This is a genomic window from Pseudoalteromonas sp. SG45-2, assembly GCF_014164115.1.
Taxonomy (GTDB): Bacteria; Pseudomonadota; Gammaproteobacteria; order Enterobacterales; family Alteromonadaceae; genus Pseudoalteromonas; species Pseudoalteromonas distincta.
The window spans coordinates 36,812-53,031 of the sequence record NZ_JACJEO010000017.1; the positions used below are offsets into that span (position 1 = coordinate 36,812).

14 protein-coding genes and 2 pseudogenes are annotated in these 16,220 nt (G+C 38.5%); 3 read left to right on the forward strand and 13 right to left on the reverse strand.

Going from position 1 to position 16,220, the window contains the following annotated elements; genetic code table 11:
• Nucleotides 1-133 precede the first annotated feature (133 nt).
• From H5116_RS13295 to nirB, 4 genes are all read right to left on the reverse strand, one after another.
• Nucleotides 134-1,396: a nitrate- and nitrite sensing domain-containing protein gene (locus H5116_RS13295; protein ID WP_182716379.1), complete on the reverse strand. Its 1,263-nt coding sequence runs from the start codon at nucleotides 1,394-1,396 to the stop codon at nucleotides 134-136.
• Between the two features lie 274 nt (nucleotides 1,397-1,670).
• A complete protein-coding gene (gene cobA / locus H5116_RS13300) occupies nucleotides 1,671-2,534 on the reverse strand; it encodes a uroporphyrinogen-III C-methyltransferase (protein WP_182716380.1) in 864 nt (287 codons plus the stop codon).
• A gap of 9 nt (nucleotides 2,535-2,543) precedes the next feature.
• The gene (gene nirD / locus H5116_RS13305) at nucleotides 2,544-2,897 is read right to left on the reverse strand and encodes a nitrite reductase small subunit NirD (protein WP_002959861.1); all 354 of its coding nucleotides are present in this window, start codon (nucleotides 2,895-2,897) and stop codon (nucleotides 2,544-2,546) included.
• Nucleotides 2,884-5,457 (reverse strand): nitrite reductase large subunit NirB, encoded by a 2,574-nt coding sequence (gene nirB / locus H5116_RS13310; RefSeq protein WP_182716381.1) that lies wholly within the window; start codon nucleotides 5,455-5,457, stop codon nucleotides 2,884-2,886. The genes nirD and nirB overlap by 14 nt, the downstream gene beginning before the upstream one ends.
• A gap of 394 nt (nucleotides 5,458-5,851) precedes the next feature.
• Here nirB and H5116_RS13315 point away from each other — a divergent pair, with 394 nt between their 5' ends.
• Nucleotides 5,852-6,082, forward strand: a complete 231-nt coding sequence (locus tag H5116_RS13315) for a hypothetical protein (RefSeq protein WP_182716408.1) — start codon at nucleotides 5,852-5,854, stop codon at nucleotides 6,080-6,082.
• A 34-nt stretch (nucleotides 6,083-6,116) separates the two neighbouring features.
• Here the strand turns inward: H5116_RS13315 and H5116_RS13320 are convergent, their stop codons facing one another.
• The 3 genes from H5116_RS13320 to H5116_RS20380 all read right to left on the reverse strand — a co-directional run bounded on the left by H5116_RS13320 (nucleotide 6,117) and on the right by H5116_RS20380 (nucleotide 9,109).
• The gene (locus H5116_RS13320) at nucleotides 6,117-6,968 is read right to left on the reverse strand and encodes a universal stress protein (RefSeq protein WP_182716382.1); all 852 of its coding nucleotides are present in this window, start codon (nucleotides 6,966-6,968) and stop codon (nucleotides 6,117-6,119) included.
• Nucleotides 6,969-6,978: 10 nt separating this feature from the next.
• Entirely contained in the window at nucleotides 6,979-8,469 is a 1,491-nt protein-coding gene (locus H5116_RS13325; RefSeq protein ID WP_182711647.1) for a SulP family inorganic anion transporter, read from the reverse strand.
• 271 nt (nucleotides 8,470-8,740) lie between these two features.
• Nucleotides 8,741-9,109 (reverse strand): NrtR DNA-binding winged helix domain-containing protein, encoded by a 369-nt coding sequence (locus H5116_RS20380; protein ID WP_310735994.1) that lies wholly within the window; start codon nucleotides 9,107-9,109, stop codon nucleotides 8,741-8,743.
• 146 nt (nucleotides 9,110-9,255) lie between these two features.
• On the opposite strand from H5116_RS20380, the gene H5116_RS13335 reads away from it, so the two are divergent.
• Nucleotides 9,256-9,711, forward strand: coding sequence for a carbohydrate binding domain-containing protein (locus tag H5116_RS13335; protein WP_259398825.1), 456 nt, complete (start codon nucleotides 9,256-9,258; stop codon nucleotides 9,709-9,711).
• Between the two features lie 185 nt (nucleotides 9,712-9,896).
• On the opposite strand, the gene H5116_RS13340 is transcribed toward H5116_RS13335, so the two are convergent.
• Together H5116_RS13340 and H5116_RS13345 are read right to left on the reverse strand one after the other, a co-directional pair.
• Nucleotides 9,897-10,850 carry an MBL fold metallo-hydrolase gene (locus H5116_RS13340; RefSeq protein WP_182716383.1) on the reverse strand — a complete coding sequence of 318 codons (954 nt, stop codon included), beginning with the start codon at nucleotides 10,848-10,850 and terminating at the stop codon, nucleotides 9,897-9,899.
• Nucleotides 10,851-11,128: 278 nt separating this feature from the next.
• Complete coding sequence (locus H5116_RS13345; protein ID WP_240915869.1) at nucleotides 11,129-11,461, reverse strand: DoxX family protein; 333 nt, start codon at nucleotides 11,459-11,461, stop codon at nucleotides 11,129-11,131.
• Between the two features lie 164 nt (nucleotides 11,462-11,625).
• Here H5116_RS13345 and H5116_RS13350 point away from each other — a divergent pair, with 164 nt between their 5' ends.
• A complete protein-coding gene (locus tag H5116_RS13350; RefSeq protein ID WP_182716384.1) occupies nucleotides 11,626-12,513 on the forward strand; it encodes a LysR family transcriptional regulator in 888 nt (295 codons plus the stop codon).
• Between the two features lie 27 nt (nucleotides 12,514-12,540).
• On the opposite strand, the pseudogene H5116_RS13355 reads toward H5116_RS13350, so the two are convergent.
• The 4 genes and pseudogenes from H5116_RS13355 to H5116_RS13370 form a co-directional block, all read right to left on the reverse strand.
• Nucleotides 12,541-12,693: pseudogene (locus tag H5116_RS13355) on the reverse strand (transaldolase family protein); the annotation flags it as partial.
• 36 nt (nucleotides 12,694-12,729) lie between these two features.
• Nucleotides 12,730-13,745, reverse strand: a pseudogene (locus H5116_RS13360) (xylose isomerase); the annotation flags it as partial.
• A gap of 282 nt (nucleotides 13,746-14,027) precedes the next feature.
• Complete coding sequence (locus H5116_RS13365; protein WP_101163049.1) at nucleotides 14,028-15,395, reverse strand: TrkH family potassium uptake protein; 1,368 nt, start codon at nucleotides 15,393-15,395, stop codon at nucleotides 14,028-14,030.
• Entirely contained in the window at nucleotides 15,392-16,051 is a 660-nt protein-coding gene (locus H5116_RS13370) for a TrkA family potassium uptake protein (protein WP_024596486.1), read from the reverse strand. Before H5116_RS13370 ends, H5116_RS13365 begins: the two co-directional genes overlap by 4 nt.
• Between the last annotated feature and the right edge of the window lie 169 nt (nucleotides 16,052-16,220).

Below are 16,220 nucleotides of genomic sequence, written 5' to 3' on the forward strand. Positions count from 1 at the left end.
TCAGCAGGTTATGAATCAACTTTAAAATAAGGCAAAACTCAATATGGGTGTGAAATTTGTAACTTAATAAATAACTATTATTTAGGGTAGTGGTATTACTAAAGATCAACATGCCCAAGTAAAAACAGCATATTTAATCGCTCATTTGTACAATTGTTTGCGCTACGCTAAATAAGGTTTTATGCGTATCCATTGCTTGTTTTTGTAGCTGTTTATGGGCTTGCTCTTCGGTGAGCTTTAACTGCTCAATAAGTATGTACTTGGCTTGGTGAATTACCTTTTGCTCACTAATAACTTTTTTAGCGTCAAGTAACGCTTGGTTTATTTGTTTTATATGCTGGCTTTGCTCGATAATTAAATCATACATAGTTTTATTACTGTTGAGCTTATCGGCCGCTATATTTTGGTTTACTTCTGGCTCTGGTTGCTTAATGGCTAATTGGCCAAAAGTAGGGGCTATGTGTTGCTCTGCCATATTGTTAAGTACTTGCTTATTTGTATTTAAACTACGTTGAGCACAGGCTATTTGCATTGCTGCGGTATCAATTAATTGATCTGCTATATTTTGTTCAATTTTGTGCATTATATCTATGCGCGTAGTGGTTACTTCGTACCATACTTCGCTTAGTTGCGAGAGCGGTTGAGCATTCTCGTCATCGAGTTTTTGCAGTAAACTTCTAAGTTGGTCTACCTGATTATTCACCTGATGTGTTGTTAACGTGGCAAAGCATTTTAAAAGGTGCGCATCGGCGTACTCATTAAAAAAGTCAAAGCTGTGGTTTTGCTCTTGTACGAAATGCGCGAGTTGTTGTTTTTGCTCAGTGGTAAATTTACTCGCTGCAAATGCTTGAGCACCACATGCTCGCTCTTGTCCTGCGTATTCTTTACCTTGCATAAAATTAAAAAAGGCAACTAACAAACGCGTTATTTTGGGATCGCTTGCGCCATCGGCCGCCTCTAAAATAATATTGAGTAAACTAGCAATTAACTGAGTGAATGACTGAGTAGCATGCACTGCACTAATATTTTGTTGTGCTATTTGGTTTCGCAAGACGGGTAATGCGTCGAGTGCTTGCAAGCTATACGTAATTAAATTAAATAACCGAGTATGGCCAGTATCGGCGTTGTCGTTTATAAATGTTTGCTTAAGTGAATCATAAAAATCAGTTTGTGCGCTGCTGCTTAAAGGGATCTGCTCTTGTAATTGGCTTTTGAATCGCTCGCGATTTGAGGCCAAAAATATATTACTCATTGCACGTTCTTTTTGTAACTGGTGTACAAAATCGCCTAATTTAGTAAGCGAGGCACAACTGTTTTGTAATTGCTTTAGGGCATGTATTTCTTGATATTTAGCCGCTAATAAAAACTGTTTTGTGAGAGGATTGCTTGTCGCCATTGGTATTATTCCACACTTTTTTGTTTTTAAAGTGCAACCACTGTTCCAATCATTAATAAATTTCATCATTGAATTTAAAATCAAGCTAATACAATTGCTTAAAGTATAATTTTTGTTTATCACTGTATTTCTATAATTTAAATTGCCATTACTTTTAACTTATTTGGTGCATTTAAGTATGTTATTGCACACAACTTGAACCCAAATTAAAAACAAAAAAAGCGCCTACTCCTGGGGAGGTAGTAAGCGCGAAAAGTGCATTATTCATTTTACGTCATGCGTTAACATTTACACTGTTTAGTAACTCAGGACTAATAGCCATTTTATGATTTATTACTTCACCAATCATAATTAGGGTAGGGCCTTGAAGGTTGTGTTTAGCATGCTCATTTACTATTTTCTCAAGCGTACTGGTAATTACTTTTTGCTTAGTAGTAGTGGCATTCTCTATTAGTGCGATGGGTGTATTACTTGGCCAGCCCACTGATTGCAAACCGCAGCTTAGCGTTTGTAAGCGCGAAAGCCCCATATAAACCACTAAAGTGGGGTTGTTGTTTGCAGGCATAAACGCGTAATTTTGCCAATGAGGTTGCTTGTTAGGATCGGCAAACTGCGCTGTTAAAAATGTAACACTACGCGCTACATCGCGTGCAGTGAGCGGAATACCCGTATAAGCGGACGTAGCACAAGCCGTTGTCACACCCGGAACAATAGCAAAATTAATATTATGCTCACTAAGCGCATCGGCTTCTTCGTTAATACGTGCAAATATACTCGGATCGCCGCCTTTTAAACGCACTACGTTTAAGCCTTGTTGTGCGTATTTAACCAGTAGTTCGCAAATGTTAGCTTGGGTCATCGAATGTTTACCCGCACGTTTACCCACAAATACTCGCTGTGCTTTTTTAGGAAGCGTTTTTAATAAATCATCGCTTACTAACCAATCGTATAAAACAACATCGGTGGTATTAATTAAACGCTGCGCTTTTACTGTAATTAGCTCTGCGTCTCCTGGGCCCGCACCAATTATATAAACGTTGCCGCTTTTGACGCTGCGACTATTTGAGCTTGTTAGCTTAGTAACAAGCTTATTTAGCCACACGTTTTCAATACCCGAAAAATAAGACAATACACTCATACTATTCCCTTAAGCCACAGCTGTTGTAACTTTTGGTTCAGAGCTTATAAATACACTTCCATCTTCAATTTTTGCATTAAAAACCGGTAAGTGTATTGCTTCTGCTTCTAAACATTCGCCTGTTTCTAGGCAAAAGTGTTGCTTATATAAAGGCGATGCGACAACTAATTTATTGTCGATTGAGCCAATAATGCCACGTGATAATACATTAGCTTTGCCAATTGGGTCGTAGTTACTAATAGCAAACACAGCCGTTGGATTTTGTGGAATGTAAAAAATAGCCACTTGCTGATTATTAACTAATGCACATACGCCGCTATTTGCCACTAGGTTGTCGATTGTTCCAATATTATGCCAAGACATCAGCTTGCTCCTCTTCAACTTCCATTACTGGAATACGGTTTTGTGTATTACGTTGCTCACGTTTTTCGGCTTCTGTAGCAGGGCGAATTTGGTTACGCTCTTGCACAAATAGAATGTTGTCGTCGGTTTCGGGGCTATTAACAAACTGGCGGAATCGTTTGGCAGCATCTGGGCTTTCAATCGCTTTTTTCCATTCACACGCATAGGTTTGTGTAATTAATTCCATTTGCGCTTCTAGCTCGTCGCAAATGCCTAAGCTGTCGTCAATTACTACGCTTTTAAGGTAGTCTAAACCGCCTTCAAGGTTTTCCATCCATACCGACGTACGCTGTAATTTGTCAGCCGTTTTAATGTAAAACATAATTACGCGGTCAATGTATTTAATTAGTGTTGGTGTGTCTAAATCGGTCGCAAATAAATCAGCATGGCGAGGGCGCATACCGCCATTACCACACACGTATAAGTTCCAGCCATTTTCGGTGGCTATAATGCCAATATCTTTACTTTGTGCTTCGGCGCATTCGCGGGTACAACCCGATACCGCCATTTTAAATTTATGCGGTGCGCGTAACCCTTTGTAGCGGTTTTCAATTTCTATTGCGTGTCCAACGCTATCTTGCACACCATAACGACACCACGTACTACCTACACACGATTTAACAGTTCTAAGAGACTTACCATAGGCATGACCGGTCTCAAATCCGGCTTCTATAAGTCGCTCCCAAATAACAGGAAGCTCTTCTAAGCGCGCACCAAATAAATCAATACGTTGACCGCCAGTTACTTTGCAGTACAGGTTAAAATCTTTGGCTACTTGTCCAATTACAATGAGTTTGTCGGGTGTTATTTCGCCACCCGCAATACGCGGTACCACAGAGTACGAACCATCTTTTTGCATATTTGCTAGGTACGTATCGTTAGTGTCTTGTAAGCCAACATGAGCGGGCTCTAAAATGAAGTCGTTCCATGTTGAAGCTAAAATAGAGGCAATGGCAGGTTTACATATTTCACAGCCATGACCGCTACCGTGTTTAGTTAGTAAGTCATCAAAGCTTTTAATGCTTTCTACTTTTACCATGTGCAGTAGTTCTTGGCGTGAATACGCAAAGTGCTCACATACATGGTTGTTTACTTCAACACCGCGGCTTGCTAATTCGTTATCAACAACTGATTTTAATAACGCTGCACAACCACCACAGCCACTTGCTGCTTTAGTACATGATTTTACTGAGGCTAAATCGCATGAGCCGCCATCAATGGCACCTACAATGTCGCCTTTACTCACATTGTGACACGAACAAATAGTGGCTGTGTCGGGTAGGGCACTGCCCGATAACGAGGGTGCGCCGCCGCTGTCCGGTAAAATTAAACACTCAGGGTTTTCTGGTAAGTCCATATCGTTAAGCATGTACTGCAATAAAGTATCGTAATCGCTGGTATCGCCAACAAGTACAGCGCCCAGTAATTTATCGCCTTTTTCACTTAGTATTATTTTTTTATAACAGCCGCGAATAGCGTCTTGGTATATAAGTTCTTTACAGTCTGGCGTTTTTGCATGAGCGTCGCCAATTGAGCCTACTTCTACGCCTAATAACTTAAGTTTGGTGCTCATATCGGCACCTAAAAACTCAAGCTCGCCACCACTTAATTGGCTCGCTGCAACGCGCGCCATGTTGTAACCCGGCGCTACTAAGCCAAATAGTTTTTTGTCCCACAGGGCACATTCACCAATAGCTAAAATATCAGGATCTGACGTTTGGCATTGGTTATTAATAATAATACCGCCGCGCTCACCGAGTTCTAAATCAGCAATTTTGCCGAGTTGGTCATACGGGCGAATACCAGCAGAAAACAAAATTAGGTCTGTTTCTAAAAATGACTCATCCGAAAAATTTAATCTAAAGCGACTGGTTTCGCCTTTTACTATTTCACTGGTTGCCTTTGATGTGTGTACCGTTACGCCAAGTTCTTCTATTTTATTTTTTAGAAGCGTACCGCCTTGCCCATCAAGTTGAACAGCCATAAGCTGCGGTGCAAATTCAACTACGTGGGTATCAAGCCCTAGTTGCTTAATGGCGTTTGCGGCTTCAAGCCCCAACAAACCACCACCAATAACAACACCGCTTTTACTTACAGCGGCACTGGCTTTTATTTGTTCTAAATCTTCTAATGTGCGATACACCAAACAATGAGGTTGGTCGTTACCTTTTATAGGCGGCACAAATGGAAATGAACCTGTTGCCAATATAAGCTTATCGTACGGGTATTGCTCACCAGTTAGCGTGGTTACTATTTTTGCTGTTCTATCAATGCCTTCAACCCACTGGCTGGTATGCACATTAATATTAAGTTGTTTGTAGTTGTCGTGAGTGGTAAGTGCTAAATCGGCGGCTGTTTTGCCATCAAATACACTTGATAAGTACACGCGATCGTATGCAAGATTTGCTTCTCCGCAAAGTACGGTAATGTCTGCGTTGGCATCGCTTTGGCGCATTTGCTCAACAAAGTGGTGTCCGACCATACCATTACCAATAATGAGTATTTTTTGCGAGGTTTGCATAGGGCATTCCTTAAAGTGACGGTTTAGATACAAATAACAAAAAAGCCCGCCACAAATACGCAATATGCATAACTGTGTGCGGGCTTCTTTGCCGATGGTTGCTAATAGCTATTGTGCTCACAACCTAAATTTTTGCCGTAAGTAAAACGGGCTTGTTGATAGAATGTTTGCAAAAATACAGCCAGTTTTTTAAGTTATTGTTTAAATAGTATTTAATGTGTTTTTAGAGTGAGGATAAAACCTATTTTGTTATATGTTGGTGCGCGCCTGGCACTAAGAGGGTGCAAGTATTGTCATTGTTTTGTGCATTATCAGTCAATAAAACACCCATTATCATTCATTGTGTATTGAGTTAAATTTAACCCATGAAATACGCACACGAATTACGAGCAAAATGATAAATACAAACTCAATAGATGCTTCCCCTTTTCATGAAGGCGAGCTGGCAGTACAAGACAAACTCGGTAAACGAGAAATAATGGCCACATTTGGCAAACGTGCCGTGCGCTCATTTATGCCAGAGCAGCATAGAAAGTTTGTGGCTCAAAAGGTTACGTCGTTTATTCAGTTTTTATTTGAAAAGTTTGAAGCTAAGCCAAAAACAAAAAAGCCTAAAATCAGTTAAGTGATTTTAGGCTTTTTGGTGCAGGTTATTAAATTTATTTTAAAATAACCACAGGCACATCGCTGTTCTCGAGCATTTTAATGGTGTTACTGCCCACAAAAAACTGCCTTAGTTTAGAGTGCCCAAATGCACCCATTACAATTAGTTCTACATTATTTTGTTCTTTATATTGCATTAACGAGTCGAAAATATTGCCCTCTAAAAAGCTTGCCGATACTTCGAAGTCCATACTGATAAGCTTGTGCTGTGCATTAACAAATTTTTCTTCAAGGTCTTTTTCGTTGTTTTTAATACTCACTAAATGACAATGCAAACCATGTAACAAGCCGCCATCAATCACTTGTTGTAGCGCTTTGTCGGCTGTTTCGCGGCCGTCATACGCAATCAGAAATGATTTAGGTTGTTTAAATGTTTCAGGAATAAGCAAAATAGGTTGTGTTGCATTACGCACTAAGGTTTCTATATGTGAGCCCAGCACCGCGAAGCTATTACTATGTCCAGCACCATTTTGGCCAATAACAATAAGGCGTGTATCGTCTTTTAAGTCTATAACGGTATCGAGCAAATCACCGTGGCGCTTAATTAGTTCAAAATTAGTAACACCTGCCGATTTAGCATGCTCACTTACTGAATTTAATAATTCGTCAGCCATTTTTAAACTTACTTTGCAGCGTTGTTCGTCAAGCTTAGTCATTTCATCAAGAAGTGTTGACTGTGCACCAAGCCCAATACTACCAGAGTAGTCGCCGATATTAGTTTGCTGCGTTTTTTCAATTGTATGCACAAAGCTAATTGGTTTATTTAGCTTTTTTGAAGCCCAAATAGCAGCATCGGTTACATTTTTAGTAATGGCTGAGCCATCTACATAGGTAATTATTTTAGTCATTGCATTCTCCTTAATGTCCGCCAAGTAGTTTTTCGACTTCTTCAGGGTTGTTATGCACACCAAATTTATCAATTACAGTTTCGGTTGCGCTATTCATACCAATAATACTAACCGTTGCGCCTTCACGCCTAAATTTAATAACCACCTTGTCGAGTGACGATACACCAGTTATATCCCAAAAATGTGCATGGGTTAAATCAATTACCACGTTAGAAACCGCATTTTTAAAATCGAACGATGCAATAAATTGCTCAGCTGAGGCAAAAAACACTTGGCCAACTACTTCATAGGTTATTTTATCGTTGCTTTCATCATGCTTGGTTTTAACCACCATAAAGCGACCAATTTTATTGGCAAAAAACAACGTAGCTAACAACACACCAACTAAAACGCCAATGGCTAGGTTATGCGTGGCAACAACCACAATAACGGTGGAAATCATCACTACATTTGATGAAAGCGGGTTCTTTCTTAAATCCTTAACAGATGTCCACGAAAACGTACCAATCGATACCATAATCATTACCGCAACTAATGCTGCCATAGGAATTAAACGCAGCCACTCATCTAAAAACACCACCATGATGATTAAAAATAAACCTGCAATAAAGGTAGAAAGCCTGCCGCGACCACCCGATTTAACATTAATAATTGATTGCCCAATCATAGCGCAACCCGCCATACCACCAAATAAGCCTGCGCCAATATTAGCAATACCTTGGCCCTTACATTCTTTATTACGATCGCTCGTTGTATCAGTTAAGTCATCAACAATAGTGGCGGTCATCATTGACTCAAGTAAGCCCACAACAGCAAGACCAATTGAATACGGTAATACAATTTGCAGTGTTTCGAGTGTTAGCGGTACATCGGGCCATAAAAATATAGGTAGAGTGTCTGGTAGTTCGCCCATGTCGCCAACGGTTCTTATATCAAGACCCAAAAATATTGAAATCAGTGTAATAACAACAATACACACTAAAGGAGAGGGAAGTATTTTGCCAATAGTTGGAATATACGGAAATAAGTAAATAATACCTAAGCCCGCTGCGGTCATCGCATAAACATGCCAAGTAACATTAGTCAGCTCAGGTAACTGCGCCATAAATATTAAAATCGCCAGCGCGTTTACAAACCCTGTTACAACAGAGCGCGATACAAAGCGCATTAATTCACCGAGCTTTAAAAAGCCTGCAAATATTTGTAGTACACCAGTGAGTAAGGTAGCAACCAGTAAGTATTCCAAACCATGGTCTTTAACTAGCGTCACCATTAACAGTGCCATTGCACCGGTGGCCGCCGATATCATGCCAGGACGTCCGCCTACAAAGGCAATAATAACCGCAATACAAAATGAGGCGTATAAACCTACTTTTGGATCAACACCGGCAATAATAGAAAAGGCAATCGCTTCAGGTATTAGGGCAAGCGCCACAACAATACCAGCAAGCACATCGCCACGAACATTAGAGAGCCAATCTCTTTTTACGTGATCAAACATGTAATAAACCTAATTAGTTAGTTTCCCAAAGTATAGGGGAGTATTTTATTTAAATAACAGTGATTCTCGCGCAGGCGGCGATTAAGGTTGCACGTAACGTGCTGATGAAAAAGGGGAGTGGTTGCCTAGGGCGGCGTAAGTTTCAAGAAAAAAGCTCCTTTTGATTAGTTTATATTAATAATGCGGACGAATTATAAACATCACATATATATTAGCAATATGTTATTTGGCCTTAAAGACCAAACATTAATTTAATTATGCATTTGCTTATTTAAAACTCAAATGTAAAACCAAACTCTCTTAGTTTTTCGTATACGTTTATATCAAAACGGTACAAAGTAGCAGCTCGGTGAGCTACGTTGATTTGTTTTTCTTTGCAGTTTATTAGTAAGTTTATTTTTTGGAACTTACGTCTAAAGTTAGGCTTATCGAGTGATTTATTTAAAATCGACTCGTAAATTCCTTGTAGCTCAAGCAAGGTAAACTTTTCAGGGAGCAGGCTAAAACCAATCGGCTCGTGCCTTACTTTATAGCGTAAGTAATCTAAGCCACTTTTCAAAATGTCGGCGTGGTCAAACATTAAAGGGGGAACGTTATTTACATCAAACCATTCACATTCTAAAGCATTGTCGCCGCTCACAAGATTGGTTTCTTCAAAGCGTACGAGCGAATAGTAAACAATGGTTATAATACGTCTAGCAGGGTAGCGGTCAACGTTACCAAACGCACCTAACTGATCTAAATAAAGGTTTTCAACACCGGTCGTACTTTTAACAACACGCAGAGCTGCTAACTAATGGTGACTTTGAAGCCGGTCTTGATTCATGGCAATCACGAGGCAGTGCTACTATTTCACTTGAAACAACCCAAGCTCACAGCGGAAATAATGGTGCATTAGTACAAGGGCGAGCTGAAACGTGGAATGGGTTACAAAAAGATGTAAAAGGCCTATTTACAGCGGGCAAAACCTATAATGTATCTGCGTGGGTTAAGTTATCTGACGATAACACAGCGGTATCGCCAGGAATTAAACTTACACTGCAAATTGAGCATGCGAGCACTGAATACCTCGAGCTAACCACTGTTACAAACGTAGTTGCAGGCGATTGGGTACAGCTTTCTGGCACTTATACCCATTCAATAACAACCGAGGAAAGTGCGGCTTTACTTTATGTGGAGTCAAACGAACTGACTGCTGATTTTTATGTAGACGACGTATCGGTCACTTTGGTAGAACAATAAACCAAACTAACAGTAATTAACCCCACATTTGATAGTCTGTATTTTTATACAGACTATTTTTTTGAGGGCTTTCATAAAAAGAAGTGCACTATGCTTTTATATTAGTAATGAGTATCGCTTTAAAGCGACACATACCGTCATTATAAATACATTAGCACGATAACACCGGTGCGTGAAAAGCTATATTAGTTTGACTCAAATGACGAAAGTTTCTTTTGAACGTTATTTCGTAATACATCGTCTATGTACTCATTAAATGCCTTATTACCGGTTACCACGGGGTTTTGTTGATCAGATTTACGATTTTTTAATGTATTAATTTGATTAATGAGATCATGTGAAAACGGGTGGTTTGAGATACTTCCATCAACATCGTTTTTGTTTGCAATTTTTTGAAAATAATTTAAAGAGTGCAAATAAGTTTGATTTGCTGCTTTAGTATCCGGTAAACCGGTACCTCCCCAAAGTGCAACTGTATGAGGTATGCCATTATCTGTAACAGGTATTATCAAAGACAACCCACCAGGCGTATGCCCTGGTGTAGCAAGTACCGTTAAATTAGTTTTACCTAAACTTATTTTTTCACCATCGATAACTTGGGTGTAAGTGCTAGGTAATGGTATTTCGGTAGAAAAATTACCGAAAGGATCAGTTAATACAGGTGCATTTGGATTATAGATGTAGTCCCACTCATTTTTTCTCATTAAAATTTTAGCGCCATAATGTGATTCAAAGTAGTGAGCGCCACCATAATGGTCGCTGTGGCCGTGAGTAACTATCACGTATTTAATATCTTCAGGATTTAAGCCTAACTCTTTTAGTCCAGGAACAATCACATGTTTGGCATCGTGCGGGGTCCACATGGTATCGATTAAAATAATGCCCTCAGTTGTAGTGATAACAAAAGTACCTACGCTGACATATCCTACAAAATAAAGGTTATCAAATAGCTGAGTGGGTTCAATAACAGTGGTATTGAACAAATCACTAGAGGTTAGCGAGGAAGGTAATTTATTTAATCTAGTACTTATTTTATCTTCACTCAATTTTGTAATATTACCGTTATTTGATGTTGTGCAGCCGCTCAGTAAGTAAGTTATTACTGTAATCGAGAAAATGCCTAAAAATGTTTTTTTCATATTTTACACCTTAGTTAATTAGGCATATTAAAAGCCCAAGTAATAAACTTTAGTACGTCGTATATTTAATTATTAAATACAGGGTATGAACTCAAAATTAAAATTTAATGGATAAAACAACCTTAGCCTTTGTTTGTTTAGAGATCGAGTTTGTTATCTTTATCCTAAATGAGAGATGCGAAAGCATTTGTCATTTTGTAAATGAGGGTTTGAATAACGATAGAAGCGAATATATCGTTATTCATTGTATTTAAAATAGCTCTAGGTTACTTACTATCCTAGGCGTTTATATCATTGACTCGGTTAATTATGATATTAATTAAAAAAGCACATAAAATAACGGCAGGTATTGCATTGGCAACACTGTCGTAAACTACATGAAAAAATGTTGCACCAGCCATAATAACTAACAAACCACTTGCAGCTATAATGCTTAGTTTTTTTATCCAAATAGCAACAGCACCTGCAAGTTCACTTGCACCAATAAAATAGCCAAACCAAGCAGGTAAACCCATGAGTGCAAAAGATAAGTGCATTTGCTCAACTCCTGCTAGTTTTGCAGAGCCTGCAGCTATAAAGGCAAGTGTTGTTAATCCTAGTGATGTATACATAAAAATTCTTTTTACTTTTGTGCTCATGTTATTCCCAACTTTAATAAGAGTGATTTAAGCAGATGCTTAGCTTTTGACGTTAGAATAATCACAGTTCTTATTAATTAATATTGAATGTTTTTTTATAAGATATAAACTTTAGCTTTACATGTTTGGCGTAAATTATGAAATTAGAACAGCTTAGTATGTTTGTTACTGTTGCTCAGGTTGGATCATTGAGTGAAGCAAGTGCTCTTTTACACAAAACTCAACCAGCTATAAGCCAAGGTATTAAGCAACTAGAAAATACCCTTAACTTTGCCTTATTTAGTCGTAATGGTTATCGGTTAGAGCTTACCAGTGCAGGAAAAACTATGTTTCATAAGGCTATGAAATTGCTAGATGATGCAGCACAACTTAAACAAGTTGCACACCACATAGCACAGGGGAACGAGGTAAGTATAACGATTGCAATTGAAGCATCATTTAATTTAAAAGGTATTTTACCATTACTAAAAAATATGCAAAATCAGTTCCCTGAAACTCAAATAATAATCAGGCAAGAGTACATAACAGGTGCAATTGAAGCCTTACTTGATGGCGGTGCCGATCTGTGTATAACACCAATAATGGAATTTTCTGCACAAGAAGAGAAAATTGAAAAGCATTTGTTAAATAGCGGCTCATTAATCAATGTAGCTTCCCCTTTGTTGTTAAAGCGAAATCCAAACCTAAGGCAAGCCACTGATTTGTTGAACGAATACCAAATAATTGTGCAGGACTCAGGCACTGGTTCAAAAAACATAGAGTGGGGTGTACAGCAAGGTCAGCGACGATGGTATGTAAATGACTTTCCAACTAAAAAAATGCTTATCGAAAGTGCAATGGGTTGGGGCAAATTACCAGGTTATTTAGCTGATGAAGGTATTGCAAATAATACTCTGAAAATGCTGTCACTTAGTGATGTGCAAAATATAACGCCTCTAAAATATTACATTATTAAGAAAAGGGGAGAAGTGTTGGGACCTGTAGCAGAGGCCGTGTGGGAGCAATTTAAAAACTATCAGATATAACAATTACATATATGTGAAAAACGTATTTAAGTGTTTATATTGAGGTAATTTTGCAGCTTGTAAAATTAACGAAGGATTGGTTGTTGCATCAACCGGTTGTAGGGCTTTGATTGACTCTACATCGCCACTGTCGGCAACGACCGTGGTTACTTTTTTGAGTTGTTCTAACAAGTTCATAATGATGTACGCCTCGGCTTTAAAACCGAGGCGATGTCCTTATACGTAGCGGTTAACAATATTCTCAAGCAGCTCTTGTCGGCCAGAAACTTGCTTAGGATAGATGTCGTTTTCGTGTACTAACGCAGCAAGGCTCTCAAGTGATTGTTCACCTTTTAAAATGCTTTGGCCTAGGTCTTCTTTCCAACCTGCGTAACGTTTTTCTACAAAGTCAGAAAGCTCGCCGCCTTCAATCATTGCTGCTGCATTGAGTAATGCTTTTGCCATCGTATCCATACCACCAATGTGACCGATGAATAAATCATCACGTTCACACGATTGACGACGAAGTTTAGTATCAAAGTTAAAGCCACAGGTTGTAAAACCGCCATTCTTTAAAATTTCGTAAACGACAAGTGTTCACTCAGCTACATCGTTAGGGAATTGATCTGTATCCCATCCGTTTTGCATATCACCACGGTTAGCATCAATACTACCCATAATACCTTTAGCGCAAGCAACGGCAATTTCGTGGTGGAAGCTATGACCTGCAAGTGTTGCGTGGTTTGCTTCAATGTTTACTTTAATTTCGTCTTGTAAGCCGTGCTTGTGTAAAAAGCCTGCAACCGTTGCTGTATCGTAATCGTACTGGTGCTTAGTTGGCTCTTGTGGTTTTGGCTCAATTAATAATGTGCCTTTAAAACCAATTTTTTCTTGTGTTCTACAACCATTTTCAAAAAGCGTGCGTACTGCTCGCTTTCTTGCGCAAGGTCTTTATTTAGTAGTGTGTCGTAACCTTCACGACCACCCCAAAGTACGTAGTTTTCGCCGCCTAAACGATGCGTAATTTCCATTGCATGTTTAACTTGCGCTGCTGCATATGCATACGTATTAGGATTAGGGTTTGTTGCACCACCGGCACAAAAACGTTTGTTTGAGAACAAGTTAGCAGTACCCCACAGTGGCTTTACACCAGTGCGTTGCATTTCTTTTTAGATAATGTTAGCTATGTGCGTTACGTTATCGAGGCTTTCTTGTAGTGTTTTGCCTTCAGGGGCAATATCAACATCATGAAAAATATTTGTATTTAAGTTTTTACACGAAACCAAAGGCAAAGAGCTTGAACAAATGAAAGGGTAAATATTACCCCTTTAATAAGCGCCAAAACTATTGTAATAGTTTGGCGCTTATTTTATTTATTTTCATATCTACAATGAAAAAGAGTGCTTATATTCATTTTTATTTTTCTATAAAAGACTCCTAATAGATAAAGTTATATTTAGGAGTCATTAATTTTCTAACTTGCACCGCAATAGTACCTTACATAAATTATGCTGGCTAAGTGGCCTTAATAATAGTTACCCTATTTGTATGGTTGTTTTAGCAAATTTAAGAGGTTGTAATTTAGGTTTTGCAAAACAATAAGCAAATGTCAGTGGACCTACTCTGCCAATCAGCATAAGTAAAATTATTATTAGCTGGCTTGGCATACTTAAATTACTAGTAAAATCACGAGATAGCCCTACAGTGCTCAATGCCGAAATTACTTCAAAAGTAATATCTAAAAGAGACGCTTGCTCGATTTTACTCATAATCATGATGCTTAAAAAAGCCGTAAATAAGTATAAAATTACAACACTCAATGCTTTTATCACAAGTTTGTCGCTTAGCTCTCTGTTAAATATGGTTACCTGTGGTTTTTGGCGTAAATAACTATACATAGCAAGTAGTAAAATAACAAAAGTTCCTATTTTAATGCCGCTTGCTGTACTTACCGAACCGCCACCTATTACCATTAATAACAATGTAAGCAATGTCGAGTCGGAACTGAGCTGGCTAATAGGTAAAGTATTAAAGCCTGCAGTACGTGGTGTAACTGCTTGAAACCAAGCAGCAATTACTTGCTCGTTAATAGGTAGGTTGGCAAGTGTGGCTGGATTTGAATATTCAAATAAAAAAATAAGCAAAAATGCACTGCAATTTATTACAGCACTTGCAATTAATACAATACGTGTATTAGTTGCTAATTTATGCCAGCGACGTTGTTGATATATATCTATTAAAACGGTAAACCCTAAGCCACCGATTATAAATAATGCACTGATAATAAGATTAACAGATACATCACTTTTAAAAGCCATTAAGCTATTACTGTCGAGTGCAAACCCGGCATTGTTAAAAGCCGAAATAGTATAAAATAGACTTTGATAGGCGCTACCCGCAATACCATAGTCATCTACCCAGCTAATAAAAAGTAAGCAAAATGCTATAGTCTGAATTATTAGCGAGTAAGTTATTACACATCTAGCTACATGGATCACTCCATTTAAATCGCTTGTATCGAATGCTTGGCTTGCAAGTAAACGTTGTTTTAATCCTAAGTTTTTACCAATACTTAAAAATGAAATAACGGCTACGGTCATAAAGCCGATTCCTCCAATTTGAATAAGTACCATAACAACACATTGCCCAAATGTGGTTAGCGCAGTACCTGTATCAATAACAACTAAGCCTGTAACTGTAACCGCAGAGGATGCAGTAAAAAAAGCTTGAATAAAGCTAAGCGATTCAACACTTGCAAAAGGTAATAGTAATAAGCAAGTGCCTAAAATAATGAGAGCAAAAAAACCAGCAGTTAAAATTAAAGGGGGGTTAACAGGCCTTTTGAAATTTTTTAAACGGCGATTAAATTGCTTTGGAAGTACGTGTGCTTGCCAGTTAATCATAAAGCTTTAAACCGTTTGGTGAGTTTTGTTAGGTAATGTTTAGAGCCCAGTAATACAAGGCTATCACCATGGCGTAACTCGGTGTCGAGTGTTAGGTCTGTATTGAAATTATCATCTCGGCGTAAGGTGAGCGGTTTTATATCTGAGTTACGCTCTTTTAGAAGCCAGCCAATATTGCGCCCTGATAAATGTAAATCTATGGCAAGCTCAACAATAAATGTAGATTGTGTAAGCGCAAAGTACTGGTTAACCATAGGGTAGTTAAGTGCATGTGCTACTCTGATCCCCATTTCTTCTTCGGGGTGAATAATACGAGATACGCCAAGTTTACTTAAAATTTGATGGTGACTTTTAGAGCACGCCTTAACCCATATTTGTTTAACACCAAGGTTTTTTAAATGCAGCACGCATAAAATACTCGCTTCTATGTTTTCACCAATTGCAACTAATACAGCTTGGCAGCTGGTTAAGTCGAGTCGAGCAAGCTGTGTTTCATCACTAGCATCTAAAATGACAGTGTAATTTAACTGATTAGCAAACGTGTTAATGGTGCTTTCGCTTATATCGGCTGCGCAAACGTGATGCCCCTGATTAGCAAGCTCAAGCGAGGCGGTAACACCAAAACTACCTAATCCAATTACTGCAAACTGTGCCATGTGCGTTCCTATTTAAAAAATACTACATAGCAAAGACTATGGAATTTTAAAAAAGAGTCACCCCATATCAATTAAGCTTTATAAACATTTAACACTACAGCCAAAAATCTTTATAAAAACTTTATACACAACGTATTAAAAAGCAGTAACCTATAAAAAGAGAATTTTA